Here is a 13,612-nt window from a genome sequence, read left to right on the forward strand (position 1 = left end):
CGGTGATCCCCGCTTTCGACGAGGGATTACGAACAATTCTGGCACATCAACGGTGGAGAAGGGCAGTCCGGGACACGACGGATCGGTCCTTACCGCAATACATAGGCGTGCTATGTTTAAGCACGTGCTCGAACCCTCCGCCCCCGTCCGCCTCGCCTCCGCCGCCACCGCGCTCGCGCGGTACGCCGGCCGCTCCAGCGGCGCCACCGGGCTCGGCGCGCAGTCCGGCGCCGTCTGGTCGACGCTCGCCGAGCTGCGCACCGCCTCCCCGATCCGCCTCGGCGAGCTCGCCGAGCGCGTCCGGGTCACCCAGCCGACGATGACCGGCATCATCGCGCGCCTCGACGAGGCCGGCTGGATCCGCCGCGTGCACGACGAGAGCGACGGTCGCGCCTGGCTGATCGAGGGCACCGAGGCGGGAGCCGCGGCGCTCACCGAGCACCGCCTCCGCCTCGACACCGCCCTCGCCCCGCTGTTCGACGACCTCGACGACGACGACCGCCGCGCCCTCGAGCGCGCCGCGGCCCTCGTCGAGGAGCGCGTCCTGCGCGTCGCCGGCGGCCCCGCCTCCTGACTCCCCTTCCCCGCACGACCCCTCCCCCGAAAGGCCCCTCCGTGTCCACTCCCCACTCCCCCGCCGCGGGCGGCTCGATCCTCCGGCAGCCGCTCGCCGTCTGGGCCGTCGCCTTCGCCGCCGTCATCGCCTTCATGGGCATCGGCCTCGTCGACCCGATCCTCCCGGCCATCGCCGAGAGCCTCGAGGCGACGCCGACCGAGACCTCGCTGCTGTTCACCAGCTACCTCGTGATCACCGGCGTCGTGATGTTCTTCACCAGCTGGCTCTCCAGCCGCATCGGCGCGAAGAAGACGCTGATGATCGGCCTGGTGCTGATCGTGGTCTTCGCCGCGCTCGCCGGCACGGCCGGCAGCGTCGAGGGCGTCATCGGCTTCCGCGCCGGCTGGGGCTTCGGCAACGCGCTCTTCATCTCGACCGCGCTCTCGACGATCGTCGGCGCGGCCAGCGGAGGCTCCTCCGCGGCGATCGTGCTCTACGAGGCCGCGCTCGGCGTCGGCATCGCGATCGGCCCACTGCTCGGCGGCCTGCTCGGGTCCGTCTCCTGGCGCGGACCGTTCTTCGGCACGGCCGTCCTGATGGCAGTCGGCTTCATCGCCATCGCGACGCTGCTGCGCGAAGACGGCCCGCGGCCGACCCCCACGCCGCTCTCCGCGCCGTTCAAGGCGCTCGCCGTGCCCGCGATCCGCACCCTGGCCGGTGCCGCACTGTTCTACAACATCGGCTTCTTCGTGCTGCTGGCCTACACGCCGTACCCGCTCGGGCTGGACGAGATGGGCCTCGGCTTCACCTTCTTCGGCTGGGGCCTCGGCGTCGCGATCACCTCGGTCTTCGTCGCTCCGCTGCTGACCGCGCGGCTGCCGCGCACCGTCGTGCTCCGCTCGGTGCTGGTGCTGCTGGCGCTCGACCTCGTCGCCGGCGGACTGCTGATCTCCTCGCGGGTCGGCCTGATCGTCTGCATCATCGTCGGCGGCCTGCTGCTGGGCGTCGTCAACACCGTGCTGACCGAGTGCGTGATGGAGGCGACCGACCTGCCGCGCTCCGTCGCCTCATCCTCCTACTCGGGCGTCCGCTTCCTCGGCGGCGCGATCGCCCCGCCGGCCGCCTCGGCGCTGGCCGCGGCGATCTCGCCGGCCTTCCCGATGTACGCGGCGGCGGGCGCGGTGCTGATCGCCTCGCTGATCGTGTTCCTCGGTCGCCGGACGCTGGCGCGCGCGGACGCGCACGGCCAGGAGTCGGAGGCCGTCGAGGCCCAGTCGATCGCCATCGGCGAGAGCCTCTGAGTGCGTCGGTCTCGATACGCCCCTCCGGGGCTACTCGACCAGCATGAAGCGTCCGTCCGGCGCCATCCATGCTGATCGAGTAGCCCGCGCAGCGGGCGTATCGAGATCCACCACCGTCCGAGCCTGAGCCGTCTGCGGGTGGGTCTCGATACGCCCCTCCGGGGCTACTCGACCAGCATGCAGCGACGGCCCCTGCATGCCGATCCGCCGGGCCGTGCAGCCCCGTTCATGCTGATCGAGCAGGCCGCGCAGCGGGCGAACCGGGATCCACCGTCGTCCGGGCTCGGGCCGTCAGGGCGCGACCTCGAAGAGGCGGGGGCGCAGCGGCGCCGTGCGCGGGTCCGCGGCGCAGGCCGCGAGGGCGGCGGCCAGGACACCGGCGGCCGGGCGCGCCTCGCGGACGTACACGTCGACGCCCGCCGGGGTGAACGGCGTGCGGGCGAAGCGGGTCAGCGCCCAGCCGGCCTCGGCGTCGGCCGCGACGAAGGACCAGCGGCTGCGGGCCAGCAGCGTCAGCGGCTCGACGCCCCGCCAGCGGAAGCCGTCGGGATCCGCGGGGTCGGGGGCGTCGATCCCGACCACGTAGCGCGTCGAGCGGCGGCCGCGCCAGCTGACCACGTCGCCGACCTCGCCGCCGGGCAGGGGCGCGTAGGTGATCGCCACCCCCTCGCGCCCCCGCCACAGCGGCAGGCTCGAGCCGCGCACGAACCAGGTGCCGGTCGCCAGCGCGGCGCGGTCGATCGCGGGAGCGTCGATCACGGCAGCGCGTGCTTCACGTTCGAGCGGGCCAGCGCGATCGCCTCGCCCGCGCCGCCGTTCATCACCATCTTCGACATCGCCAGTGCGAAGCCCTTCACCTGGGCGCCGGTGACCGTCGGCGGCAGCGACAGGGCGAGCGGATCGGTGACCACGTCGACGAGCACGGGCCCCGGGTCGGCGAGCGCCTCGCGCAGCGCGGACTCCACCTCGCGCGGGTCCTCGACCCGGATCCCCCGGATGCCGACCGCCGTCGCGACCTGCGCGTAGTCGACCATCGGCACGTCCACCGCGAAGTCCGGGAAGCCGTCGACGAGCATCTCGACCTTCACCAGCCCGAGCGTCGAGTTGTTGAACACGACGATGGTCACCGGCAGCTTGTAGGCCGCGACCGTCACCAGCTCGCCCATCAGCATCGAGAGCCCGCCGTCGCCGCTCAGCGAGACGACCTGGCGGCCGGGCTGCGCCATCTGGGCGCCCACGGCGTGCGGCAGCGCGTTCGCCATCGAGCCGTGCGAGTACGAGCCGAGCAGGCGCCGGCGCCCGTTCGGCGTGATGTAGCGCGCCTGCCAGACGTTGCCCATGCCGGTGTCGGCGGTCACGATCGCGTCGTCGGCGAGCAGCGCGTCCAGCGTCGACGCGACCAGCTCGGGGTGGATCGGCTGCTTGGTGGCGACCTCGGTGTACTTGCCGACCACGCCGGTGACGAGCTTCTCGTGCTTCTTCAGCATCCGGTCGAGGAAGCGGTGGTCCTTCCGCTTCACCAGCGGGGTCAGCGCGTCCAGGGTCGTGGCGACGTCGCCGTGCACGGGATGCGCCACGCTCACCCGGCGGCCGAGCTTGGAGGCGTCGCTGTCGACCTGCGCGATGACGACCTTCGACGCGTCCGGCAGGAACTGCTCGTAGGGGAAGTCGGTGCCCAGCAGGATCAGGAGGTCGGCGTCGTGCATGCCCGCGTGGGCGGCGCCGTAGCCGAGCAGCCCGGTCATGCCGACGTCGTAGGGGTTGTCGTACTGGATCCACTCCTTGCCGCGTAGGCTGTGCCCGATCGGCGCTCCGACGAGCTCGGCGAAGGCGACGACCTCGTCGTGCGCGTCCCGCACGCCGGCGCCGGCGAAGATCGCGACCGTCTTCGCCTCGTCGATCGCCTGCGCGAGAGCGCGGACGTCGGCCGAGGCGGGCACCAGGGCCGGCCGCTCCGGCAGCACGAAGGACGGGAAGTCGCCCTCCGCCTCGAACTCGGCGACGTCGCCCGGGAGGGTCACCACGGCCACGCCGCGGAGGGCGACGGCACTGCGCATCGCCGCGTTGACGACCCGCGGGGCCTGCGCCGCTGTCGAGACCAGCTCGCGGTAGTGCGAGCACTCGACGAAGAGGCGGTCGGGGTGCGTCTCCTGGAAGTAGCCGGAGCCGATCTCGCCGCTCGGGATGTGGCTCGCGATGGCGAGCACGGGCGCACCCGAGCGGTGCGCGTCGTACAGGCCGTTGATCAGATGCAGGTTGCCGGGGCCGCAGCTCCCGGCGCAGACCGCCAGCTTCCCGGTGATCTGCGCCTCCGCGCCGGCCGCGAAAGCGGCGGCCTCCTCGTTGCGGACGTGGATCCAGTCGATCCCGCCCTTCGCCGAGCCGCCGCTGCGGCGCACCGCGTCGACGATCGGATTGAGCGAGTCCCCGACGATCCCGTAGATCCGGGCGACCCCGGCGTCGATGAGCTGGGCGATGAGCTGGTCTGCGACGGTCTTCTGAGCCATGCCCCCATTCGACTCCACCCGGCTGGACTTCGCCTGCCCCTCGCGGGGCCTTGCCGGGCGGCGACGATCGGAGTAGCGGACCGCACCGCACAGGGGGTGCCCCGGCGGGCCCCGCCACCCCTACCCTGGAGCCGACCCCGTCACCGCCGTCTGGAGCCTCCGATGAACCGCCGCCGTTCCGCCCTCGTCCTCGCCGCCGCCGCGGCCCTCGCCCTCGGCCTCACCGGCTGCTCGGGGATCAACAGCATGATGGGCGGCGAGACCCGGGACGACACCTCGGGTGAGATCGTCGACGGCGGCACGACCGACGTCTTCCAGCTCCGCGTCGGCGACTGCCTGAACGACGAGCTGAGCGAGACCGCGACCGAGGTCACCGACGTCCCGACCGTGCCGTGCTCCGACGCGCACAGCTACGAGGTCTTCCAGAACATCACGATGGCCGACGCCGACGAGTACCCCGGCGAGACGGCGACCACCGAGCAGGCCGACTCCGAGTGCCAGGCCGCGTTCGAGGGCTTCGTCGGCCTCAGCTACGAGGAGTCGCAGTACGACTTCAGCTACTACTACCCCACCCAGGAGAGCTGGGACGGCGGCGACCGCGTCATCAACTGCCTGATCACCGACCCCGCGGGCCCCAGCACCGGCACCCTCTCGGGCGCCGCCGCCTGACCCTCCCCGCGAGATGCCACTTGTGCACGCCTTTCACGGCGTGTCGCGTACCCAAGTGGCATCTCGCGGCGGGGATCAGCTCTCGCGGGCCGGCAGGGGGCGGGGGAAGAGGGTCAGGAGCAGGCCCGAGGCGATCCAGACGGTGGCGATGCCGAGGATGAGCCAGCCGGCGTCGAGGCCGGAGGCGGCGCCCGCGAGGGCGGCACCGACCGCGGCGGCGGCGGCGCGCAGGCCCGCGCCGATGGTGAAGACCTGGGAGCGGACGGCGGCCGGGCTCTCCTGATCGCGCAGCAGCAGCATCGCGGCGTTCGCGGGCGCGGTGAAGACTCCGGCGACGGCGAACGCGACGAGGGCCACGACGATCCCGAGGTCGGGCGCGGCGGCGAGCAGGGCGACGCCGGTCGCGGCGAAGCCCGCCCCCATCGCCCAGGCCGGCGGGCGGTGCGTCCAGCGCCGCACGGCGACCGCGATCGCACCGAGCAGCCCGCCGACGGCGAACGCGGTGAGCAGCCCGGCCGCCGCCGCGGTGCTGCCCACCCGCTCGAGCGACAGGCCGATCGCGGCGACGCCGGCCGCACCGCCGCCGATCTGGCTGATCGTCCCGGAGAGGGTGACGATCGCGATCGGCCGGTGCCGCACGAGGTGGGTGACACCGGCCGCGATGGTGCGCCGGACGCCGACGGTGGGGGTCGGCCGCGCCTCCATCCGCAGGGCGAGCGAGCCGAGGACGCCGACGAGCGCGAGGGCGGCCATCGCGAGCATGGCGAAGCGGGCCGAGGCGACGGCGATCACCAGCCCGGCGATCGCGGGGCCGCCGATCGAGGCGACGGTGTAGGACAGCGAGTCCTGGGCGTAGGCGCGGCGCGGGTCGGCGATCGCGCTGGTCACGAAGCTCGACATGCCGCCCATGTAGACCGGGGTCGCCAGGCCCGCGATCACCAGGAGCAGCGCGATCAGCGCCGTCAGCACGTCGCTGAGGAAGGACGCGAGCGCGAAGGAGGCGGCGGTGGCGAGCGCCGCGCCGACCAGCAGCCGCCGCGGCGAGCGCACCCGGTCGAGCACGGTGCCGACCAGCGGAGCGGCGATCACGCTCGGGAACAGGGCGGCGCCGGTCAGCAGCCCGCCGAGCGCGACGTCGTCGAGGCGCTCGACGGCCAGGACGGGCAGGGCGACGACCATGCCCGCGCTCGCGAGGCGCAGGGGGATCGAGGCGGTCAGGTAGGTGGCGGCGCTCATGCGGCTCGGGAGGACATCGCCTCCCATTTTTCCACGCTCTCGAGGGCCGACTGCCCGGCCGCGGCGATCAGGGCAGCAGGATCACCTTGCCGTCGAGCGTCCGCGACTCCGCGAGCTCCATCGCCGCCACGATCTCCGTGAGCGGGAAGCGCGCCGCGATGTTGGCGGTGAGCGAGCCGTCCGCGAGCAGCGCGAGCACGCGGCCCAGGTCCTCCTCGAGCCGCGCGCGGAACCGGGCGGGACGGAGCGAGTGCCCGGACCAGAGGTCGTAGAAGACGGCGCGCTTCCCGTTCGGCGCCAGCTGGTACGCCTGCACGCGGGCGAGCTGCTTCAGGAACGGCGGCCAGATGCTGCCGGTGCTCGCGCTGACGATCGCGTAGGCGACGAGGGTGCCGCCGGGCGCGAGCAGCGACCAGGCCAGGCGGGTGGTCTCCCCGCCGATGTTGTCGAAGACGGCGTCCACGCCGCCCGGTGCGAGCTCGCGGACGCGGGCGGCGAGCTCCGGGTCGGCGTAGTCGACCGGCTCGACGCCCGCCGCGCGGAGGGCGTCGTGGTGCCGCGGCGAGGCGGCGCCGATCACCCGGATGCCCTCGAGTGAGGCCAGCCGGTGCACGAGGCCGCCGACGCCGCCGTTCGCCCCGAATAAAAGGATCGTGTCGCCGCGGGAGAGCCGGGCCGAGCGGTGCAGCATCTGCCAGGCTGTCACTCCGTTCACCACCACGGCCTCGGCGTCCTCCGGCGCGACGCCCTCGGGGACGAGGACGCAGTCGCGCGCGGCGACCCGGGCGTGGCCGGTCCAGCCGCCGGTCTTGGTGAGGGCGGCGACACGGCGGCCCTCGAGCGAGGCGTCGCCGCCGGGGCCGACCGCGAGCACCCGGCCGACGAGGTCGTAGCCGGGCGTGAACGGGAAGGCGGGCTGGGCGAAGTAGCGGCCGCGGCGCATGGACTGCTCGGCGAAGGAGATGCCGGTGGCCTCGACGGCGACGAGCAGCTCGCCGGCCGCGGGCGGCTCGACCGGCGCCTGCTCGAGGAGCAGTCCGGACGGCTCGACGAGCCCGGGGAGGACGACGCGGGTGGTGGTGAGCGGGAGGGCGGTGGTCATGGGGTGCTCCTTGGGGTAGGTGTGAGTGACTGGACAGTCACTTCTTTTGATTCGAGAAAGGAAGTCCATGCTGATCGAGTAGCCCGCGCCGCGGGCGTATCGAGATCCACCAGCGTCAGAGGCCGAGTCTGCAGGTCCGCCCTGCTGACGACCGTGGGTCTCGATACGCCCCTGCGGGGCTACTCGACCAGCATGGGTCGACCAGCATGTGGCTGCTCGCCGGCGCTCAGTCGTGGTGCCGGATGCCTGCGGAGACGATGCGCGCCCACTCGGAGTCGACGCCGCCGAGGTCGGTCTGCACGATCAGGTGGCAGAGCTGGCCGTAGGCGACGAAGCGCTGCACGGCCGGGCCGTCGGCGCCCGAGACGACGCTCACCGTGCGGACGACCGTCGAGATCCCGCGGCGCACCGCCTCGCGGATCTCCGGCACCCCGCTCGCGCTCTGCGCCTGCGACTGCAGCATGATCAAATCGCGGTCGGCGATCAGGTCGATGTAGGCGAGGGTCATCGCCTCGAGCCGGTCGGCCGGGTCCGACGAGACCGAGGCCTCCCCCGCTGCGGCGAGCGTCGATGCCACCAGCTCGTAGCAGCGGTCGACCGCGGCGACGAAGACGCCGAGCTTGCCCGGGAAGAGCCGGAAGACGTAGGCCGGCGAGACCCCCGCCTCCGACGCGACCTCGGTGATCGGGGTCGCGGAGTAGCCGGTGCGGGCGAAGACGTGCACGGCGGCCGCGGTGATCCGCTCGCGCTGGGCTTCTGCGGTGGAGCGAGGGGTCGTGGTCGGCATGTGACTGATCAAACACTTACAACGGGGCGGTGTCAAGAGGCGTCCGGAGCGGATCCCGGATCAGGACCGCTTCCGTCGCCCCTTCAGCGCGAGCTGCAGCGCCGCGAGGAGCAGCAGCGCGGCGAACAGCACGCCCGAGATCCGCGCGGGCAGGAGGAACGACAGCGCCACCCCGGCGAAGGAGAACCCCGTCGCGCAGAGCCCGACCACGAGCCCGGCCCGGACATCGAGCAGCCCGCGGCGCGCGTTCGCGATCGAGCCGCTGATCGCCGTCGGGATCATCGCGGCGAGCGAGGTGCCCTTGGCGAGCAGATCGGCGAGGCCGAACGCGCCGACGAGAACGGGCACGGCGATCGCGCCGCCGCCGATCCCGAAGAGCCCCGAGGCCACTCCCATCGCCAGGCCCAGCCCGCCGAAGCCGGGCCAGACGCCCCAGCCCTCGGCGACGTCGCCGGTCTCGTTCGAGCCGAACACCGCCATCCGCGCGGCCGCCGCGACCAGCAGGGCGACGAACAGCCAGCGGAGCACGCCGAGCGGCAGCCTCGCGAGCAGCCAGGAGCCGAGGATCGCGCCGATCATCGCGGCCGCGGCGATCACCGCGGCGGGGACCCAGGCGACCTGACCGCCCAGCGCGTAGCCGAAGGCACCGGCCACCGCGGTCGGCGCTATCGCGAGCAGCGAGGTCGCAGAGGCCCGGCGCTGGTCCATCCCGGCCCAGGCGATCAGCATCGGCACCATCACGATGCCGCCGCCGACGCCGAACGCGCCCGAGAGCACCCCGCCGATCGCGCCGATCAGCGCCAGCACGAGCATCGCCCTCGCGCCGAGGGCCTTCGGGCGGGTCGCCGGTGCGCTCGCCGCCGTCTCCGGGGCGGCCTGCGCGCTCGTCTCGTCCGTCACCCGCCCAGCCTGCCACCTGCGCCGTCGCACGGCGGAAACATGCGGTGCGTACCCTTCGTGATGCGTCGCCGGTGGGGGCCGGGCGATCGACGCGAGGAGGGGGCACCGTGCGTGCGACGCCGATCCGGGCCGCGTCCTGGCCGGCCGCGCTGGCGGTCCGTGCGGTCTTCGAGCGCGAGGCGCGGCGGACGGCCGCGGCGATGCTGCCGTTCGCTCCGGAGGGGATCCAGCGGGTCGCCGAGCCGATCCCGGCGCGTCCGGACGCTCCGGCCACGACGGCCGACGTCCTCCGCTCCGCGGGAGCCGGCTCGCGCCCGACCGTGGTCTGGATCCACGGCGGCGGCTGGGTCTCCGGCCACCGGCGCGACGTGGACCCCTACCTTCGCCTGCTCGCCGAAGCCGGCTACACCGTCGTCTCGCTCGACTACAGCCGCGGGCCAGAGGCGGTGCACCCGACCGCGCCGCGGCAGCTCCTCGCCGCACTCGAGCACCTGCGCCGCAGCGCCGGCCGCCTCGGGATCGCCCGCGACCGCCTCGTCCTGGCCGGCGACTCCGCGGGCGCGCAGCTCGCGAGCCAGCTCGCCACCGCGATCACGAACCCCTCCTACGCCCGCGCGGCCGGGCTCACGACGACCCTGCCCGTCGACGCCGTGCGGGCGGTGATCCTGCACTGCGGGATCTTCGACCTCGCCGCCCTCGCCCGCGCCACCGGTCTCGCCGGCCGCGGGCTACGCGCCGCCCTCTGGGCATACACCGGCCGGCGGGCCTGGTGGACCTCCGACGCCGCCCGGTGGATGTCGACGATCGAGCACGTCACGCCGCGGTTCCCGCCGACGTTCCTCAGCGGCGGCAACGCCGACCCGCTCACCGCGCAGCAGTCGCGCCCGTTCGCGGCGCAGCTGCGCTCGCTCGGCGTCCCGGTCACGGCGCTGCTCTGGGGCGACGGGCACGAGAGCGAGCTCGGCCACGAGTACCAGTTCCACCTCGAGCTGCCGGAGGCGCGCGAGGCGCTGGAGCGGACCCTCGCGTTCCTGGCGCAGCAGACGGCGCGATGAGGCCCACCTCCCTCCCGACCCTGGCAGTCCCCTGGGCAGCGGGGACTCCACCGTGACGTTCGCCGTGCACGCTCCGTCCTACCTCTGAACCGCCCGATCGACCGACCGGGCACCGAGACGAAAGAGGAGATCATGGCCGAGAGCACCGCGAACACCACGACGACGAACGGGACCGGACGCACGGTCATCGACGACGGCGTCATCGCGAAGGTGGCCGGCATCGCGGCCCGCGAGGTGCCCGGCGTGCACGCCCTCGGCAACGGCGCCGCCCGCGCCCTCGGCGCCATCCGCGGCGCGCTCGGCAACGACGACCGCGCCCAGGGCGTCAAGGTCGAGGTCGGCGAGCGCCAGGTCGCCGCCGACGTCACGATCGTCGCCGAGTACCCGGCCGCGCTCCAGGACGTGGCGGAGGGCGTGCGCTCCGCCGTCGGCCGTGCGATCCGCGAGATCGTCGGCATGGACGTCGCCGAGATCAACGTCACCGTGCAGGACGTCCACATCCCCGAGGACGACGCCCCCGAGGCCGAGCCGCGCGTCGCCTGATCACCCCGCACCACCCCTGACGCCCCGCGGTCGATCCGGCCGCGGGGCGTCTCGGTGCGTCCGGCCCCGAAGCCGGCAGCGCCCCCTCACCCGCCCCACCCGCCCCCGACCGCGTCCCCCGCGCGGCACCGAACCCCTGGAGATGCGCATGGAGAACAACTGCGCCCGACCCCTCGACGTCGACGACGCCGTCGCGCTCATCGGAGTCCTCACCACCCTCGAGGTGCTCACCTCCGCCGGTCGCCTCGGCACCCCCGAGCTCGACTCCCTCCGGCACAGCCTCGCGCAGGGCGGCGCGGTCCTGCCCGGCGCCGACGAGTCCGAGATCGCCGCCGCCCTCGCGGCCCTGAACGCGCGACTTCGCGACAGCATCTCCTAGCCGCCGACATCGGCTCTCCGCAAGAGCGTGTTTGTGACAGGCTTGTCATCGCGCGCCACTGCGCGACGATGAAGGAGCAGCCATGAGCGTCGGTCACTACGTGCTCTCGACCACCGGGCCGTTCGCGGACGAGACCGAGATCCTCGGCGTCTACTCCACCGAGTCCTGGGCACGCGAAGCGGCCGCCAGCTGGCTCGACGCCCTCGACCTCGAGGCCTTCCCGCAGTGCGTGATCGAGAACTGGAACGGGTCGCACCTGCTCCACCGCGAGGTCCTCGGCGGCCTCGGCCTCGACGACGACGGCTCGGCCGCCGGCACCGTCGAGGGCTGACCCTCAGCGTCCGCTGCTCGCCGCCCAGTGCGACGGGCGCTCGAAGTCCGGCGGCAGCGCCGTCCGCGTGTCGCCGCGCGTGCTGCTGACCTGCGCTTGTGTGAGGTAGATGGCCGTCGAGAGATCGGCCCCCGCCACGTCGGCGTCCCGCAGATCGGCGCCGAGGACGTCGCAGCCGCGGAGATCCGCGCCCCGGAGGTCCGCGGCGATCAGCAGGGAGCCGCGCAGGTCGGCACCCCGCAGATCGGCGCCCGCGAGGGCGGCCGCCACGAGGTCGGCACCGGGCTGCAGGCGCAGCCGGCCGTGCCGGCGCCGCCGTGGGCCGTCGCTCCGCGCGGCCGCGCTCGCCGCGATCAGCAGCGGACGGGCGGCGCCGTACTCCGCGTCGACGTCGGCCGCGAGGATCGCGTCGGCGTCGGCGAGCGTCAGGGCGTGCACCGCCTCGAAGCGGACGCGCACCGCGTCCCGCAGGGCGGCGTCGACCCCGCGCAGGCCGAGTGCCACGTCGAGGTACCAGAGCAGCTCGTGCAGGCGGCGCATCAGCGGGAAGACCGCGAACATCCGCGCGCGCACCTCCGCGTCGCTGCGCCAGGAGACGCCGCCGAACGTCTGCATCGACACCTTCTGGCCCGCGCCGAAGCAGTCGAAGACGGTGCAGCCGGCGAAGCCCTCGGGGCGCAGCCGCCGGTGGATCGTGCAGGCGTCCTCGGTGTCGAGGTTCGTGCACGGCTCGCCGGCCGGCTTGTCGACGGGGAAGTCGGCGGAGCGGGTGAACGCGAGGGCCACGCAGCAGAGGCCGAAGCAGTTGGCGCAGTCGGCGCCGAGATCCTCCCGGCGGCCGAGCTCGACGCGGGTGCGGGTGCCGGTCACGATCGTCGGCCCCTCAGTGCGACAGGGCGAGCACGCCGACGACGGCGGCTCCCAGTCCGACGAGGCCGAGCAGGCCGATGATGCTCTGCCCGACACCGAGGCCGGCCCGGACGACCGCGATCAGGGCGATGCCGGCGAGGGTCGCGACGTAGACGCCGACGCCGATCCGCAGCGCGACCACGTCGTCGATCCAGCCGAGGGCCGAGGCGATGAGCACCAGGACGGGGAGCGAGGCGGAGGCGAGGGCGCCGCCCGCGATCCGGAGCATGACCCGCGCCTCGGCCGCGGTCGGGGTCGCGGCGTGGGCGACCTGGTGGGCGATGACGTCGGCGACGAAGCCGGCGGCTGAGATGCCGACGATCGCGATGACGAGGCTGCGCAGGGCGTGCGCGGAGTCGGCCTGCTCGTCGACGGCGTAGATCATCACGACGGCGAGCCCGGTGAAGGCGGCGTAGACCCGCTCCTTCAGCGCCTTGGCGACGACGTCGAGGGACCCGCCCTCCGCCGCCGCGCGCCGACCGGACGGCCCTCCCCCGCGCACGGCGCTCAGTACGACGCGGTGTCGACGCGGGCGGCGGAGGCGTCGCCTGCCTGGCGCGCGGTCAGGTCGCCGAGGATCGTCGCCGAGCCGCTGGTGCCGAAGCGGGTGACGCCGAGCTCGCGGAAGGCGAGGAGCGTGTCGAGGTCGCGGACGCCTCCCGAGGCCTTGACCTGGACGGCGTCGGAGACGGCGCCGCGCATCAGGCGCAGGTCGTGCTCGTTCGCGCCGCCGCCGCCGAAGCCGGTCGCGGTCTTGACGAAGTCGGCGCCCGCACGCTCGGCGGCCTCGCTGCCGGCGACGATCTGCTCGTCGTCGAGGTAGCTGGTCTCGAGGATGACCTTGACGACGTGGCCCTCGGCGGCGCCGACGACCGCGCGGACGTCGGCCTCGACGTCGTCGAGCAGTCCACTGCGCAGGCGGCCGATGTTGACGACCATGTCGAGCTCGACGGCGCCGTCGGCGAGGGCCTGCGTCGACTCCGCGACCTTCGCCGCGGTGGAGGTCGTGCCGTGCGGGAAGCCGATGACCGTCCCGACGAGGACGCCGGAGCCCTCGAGCCGGCGGACGGCGTGCGCGATGTCGGAGGGGCGCACGCAGACGCTGAAGACGCCGGCCGCGCGGGCCTCGTCGAGCTGCGCGTCGACCTCGGTGCGGGTCAGCTCGGGCTTGAGGATCGCGTGGTCGATGAGCGCCGCGATCTCGGCGACGGTCGGAAGGCTGCTTGTCATGCCCGCCATTTTACGCGGCGCCACGCGGCCGGATCTCGAAGCTTCTATTTGTCAAGGTCGGCAGAGGAGGGGGAAGAGTTCGCGGCAGAGGGCTCGTTTGAGGAGGC

Annotated in this window: 16 protein-coding genes; 7 read left to right on the forward strand and 9 right to left on the reverse strand. The window is 73.8% G+C overall.

What is annotated here, in order from left to right; all coding sequences use genetic code 11:
* Positions 1-124 precede the first annotated feature (124 nt).
* Together MT353_RS05245 and MT353_RS05250 are read left to right on the forward strand one after the other, a co-directional pair.
* Entirely contained in the window at positions 125-574 is a 450-nt protein-coding gene (locus tag MT353_RS05245; protein WP_243600385.1) for a MarR family transcriptional regulator, read from the forward strand.
* Positions 575-615: 41 nt separating this feature from the next.
* Entirely contained in the window at positions 616-1,857 is a 1,242-nt protein-coding gene (locus MT353_RS05250; RefSeq protein WP_243586084.1) for an MFS transporter, read from the forward strand.
* A gap of 291 nt (positions 1,858-2,148) precedes the next feature.
* Here the strand turns inward: MT353_RS05250 and MT353_RS05255 are convergent, their stop codons facing one another.
* Together MT353_RS05255 and MT353_RS05260 are read right to left on the reverse strand one after the other, a co-directional pair.
* Positions 2,149-2,616: a hypothetical protein gene (locus MT353_RS05255; protein WP_243623744.1), complete on the reverse strand. Its 468-nt coding sequence runs from the start codon at positions 2,614-2,616 to the stop codon at positions 2,149-2,151.
* Positions 2,613-4,364, reverse strand: a complete 1,752-nt coding sequence (locus MT353_RS05260; RefSeq protein ID WP_243600383.1) for a pyruvate dehydrogenase — start codon at positions 4,362-4,364, stop codon at positions 2,613-2,615. Before MT353_RS05260 ends, MT353_RS05255 begins: the two co-directional genes overlap by 4 nt.
* Positions 4,365-4,526: 162 nt before the next feature.
* On the opposite strand from MT353_RS05260, the gene MT353_RS05265 reads away from it, so the two are divergent.
* Positions 4,527-5,033 (forward strand): septum formation family protein, encoded by a 507-nt coding sequence (locus MT353_RS05265; protein WP_123444786.1) that lies wholly within the window; start codon positions 4,527-4,529, stop codon positions 5,031-5,033.
* A gap of 75 nt (positions 5,034-5,108) precedes the next feature.
* Here the strand turns inward: MT353_RS05265 and MT353_RS05270 are convergent, their stop codons facing one another.
* The 4 genes from MT353_RS05270 to MT353_RS21880 form a co-directional block, all read right to left on the reverse strand.
* On the reverse strand, positions 5,109-6,269 hold the full coding sequence (locus MT353_RS05270; protein WP_243623745.1) for an MFS transporter: 1,161 nt from the start codon (positions 6,267-6,269) through the stop codon (positions 5,109-5,111).
* Positions 6,270-6,336: 67 nt separating this feature from the next.
* Complete coding sequence (locus tag MT353_RS05275; RefSeq protein WP_243623746.1) at positions 6,337-7,371, reverse strand: medium chain dehydrogenase/reductase family protein; 1,035 nt, start codon at positions 7,369-7,371, stop codon at positions 6,337-6,339.
* Positions 7,372-7,597: 226 nt separating this feature from the next.
* A complete protein-coding gene (locus MT353_RS05280) occupies positions 7,598-8,158 on the reverse strand; it encodes a TetR/AcrR family transcriptional regulator (protein ID WP_123734820.1) in 561 nt (186 codons plus the stop codon).
* Between the two features lie 60 nt (positions 8,159-8,218).
* Positions 8,219-9,058, reverse strand: coding sequence for a sulfite exporter TauE/SafE family protein (locus MT353_RS21880; RefSeq protein WP_243623747.1), 840 nt, complete (start codon positions 9,056-9,058; stop codon positions 8,219-8,221).
* A gap of 107 nt (positions 9,059-9,165) precedes the next feature.
* On the opposite strand from MT353_RS21880, the gene MT353_RS05290 reads away from it, so the two are divergent.
* The 4 genes from MT353_RS05290 (at position 9,166) to MT353_RS05305 (ending at position 11,366) form a co-directional block, all read left to right on the forward strand.
* Complete coding sequence (locus MT353_RS05290; protein WP_123734378.1) at positions 9,166-10,113, forward strand: alpha/beta hydrolase; 948 nt, start codon at positions 9,166-9,168, stop codon at positions 10,111-10,113.
* Between the two features lie 132 nt (positions 10,114-10,245).
* Positions 10,246-10,656, forward strand: a complete 411-nt coding sequence (locus tag MT353_RS05295) for an Asp23/Gls24 family envelope stress response protein (RefSeq protein ID WP_123734818.1) — start codon at positions 10,246-10,248, stop codon at positions 10,654-10,656.
* A 148-nt stretch (positions 10,657-10,804) separates the two neighbouring features.
* Positions 10,805-11,035 carry a hypothetical protein gene (locus MT353_RS05300; RefSeq protein ID WP_123444779.1) on the forward strand — a complete coding sequence of 77 codons (231 nt, stop codon included), beginning with the start codon at positions 10,805-10,807 and terminating at the stop codon, positions 11,033-11,035.
* Positions 11,036-11,117: 82 nt separating this feature from the next.
* Positions 11,118-11,366 carry a hypothetical protein gene (locus MT353_RS05305; protein WP_123444778.1) on the forward strand — a complete coding sequence of 83 codons (249 nt, stop codon included), beginning with the start codon at positions 11,118-11,120 and terminating at the stop codon, positions 11,364-11,366.
* A gap of 3 nt (positions 11,367-11,369) precedes the next feature.
* On the opposite strand, the gene MT353_RS05310 is transcribed toward MT353_RS05305, so the two are convergent.
* Genes MT353_RS05310 through deoC form a run of 3 tightly spaced genes read right to left on the reverse strand, consistent with a single transcriptional unit; the run spans position 11,370 to position 13,505 of the window.
* Positions 11,370-12,236 (reverse strand): pentapeptide repeat-containing protein, encoded by an 867-nt coding sequence (locus MT353_RS05310; RefSeq protein WP_243623748.1) that lies wholly within the window; start codon positions 12,234-12,236, stop codon positions 11,370-11,372.
* A gap of 13 nt (positions 12,237-12,249) precedes the next feature.
* The gene (locus tag MT353_RS05315; protein WP_123734816.1) at positions 12,250-12,777 is read right to left on the reverse strand and encodes a hypothetical protein; all 528 of its coding nucleotides are present in this window, start codon (positions 12,775-12,777) and stop codon (positions 12,250-12,252) included.
* A 5-nt stretch (positions 12,778-12,782) separates the two neighbouring features.
* Positions 12,783-13,505, reverse strand: coding sequence for a deoxyribose-phosphate aldolase (gene deoC, locus MT353_RS05320; RefSeq protein ID WP_243600375.1), 723 nt, complete (start codon positions 13,503-13,505; stop codon positions 12,783-12,785).
* Positions 13,506-13,612: the final 107 nt, after the last annotated feature.

Source organism: Rathayibacter sp. VKM Ac-2927, from assembly GCF_022815525.1.
Classification (GTDB): Bacteria; Actinomycetota; Actinomycetes; order Actinomycetales; family Microbacteriaceae; genus Rathayibacter; species Rathayibacter festucae.

Excerpts from the sequence above, each read along its gene's own strand:
- MT353_RS05275 (WP_243623746.1), bottom strand. The coding sequence starts at position 7,371 with ATGACCACCGCCCTCCCGCTCACCACCACCCGCGTCGTCCTCCCCGGG.
- deoC (WP_243600375.1), bottom strand. The coding sequence starts at position 13,505 with ATGACAAGCAGCCTTCCGACCGTCGCCGAGATCGCGGCGCTCATCGAC.
- MT353_RS05265 (WP_123444786.1), top strand. The coding sequence starts at position 4,527 with ATGAACCGCCGCCGTTCCGCCCTCGTCCTCGCCGCCGCCGCGGCCCTC.
- MT353_RS05280 (WP_123734820.1), bottom strand. The coding sequence starts at position 8,158 with ATGCCGACCACGACCCCTCGCTCCACCGCAGAAGCCCAGCGCGAGCGG.
- MT353_RS05270 (WP_243623745.1), bottom strand. The coding sequence starts at position 6,269 with ATGAGCGCCGCCACCTACCTGACCGCCTCGATCCCCCTGCGCCTCGCG.
- MT353_RS05300 (WP_123444779.1), top strand. The coding sequence starts at position 10,805 with ATGGAGAACAACTGCGCCCGACCCCTCGACGTCGACGACGCCGTCGCG.
- MT353_RS05305 (WP_123444778.1), top strand. The coding sequence starts at position 11,118 with ATGAGCGTCGGTCACTACGTGCTCTCGACCACCGGGCCGTTCGCGGAC.
- MT353_RS05260 (WP_243600383.1), bottom strand. The coding sequence starts at position 4,364 with ATGGCTCAGAAGACCGTCGCAGACCAGCTCATCGCCCAGCTCATCGAC.
- MT353_RS05295 (WP_123734818.1), top strand. The coding sequence starts at position 10,246 with ATGGCCGAGAGCACCGCGAACACCACGACGACGAACGGGACCGGACGC.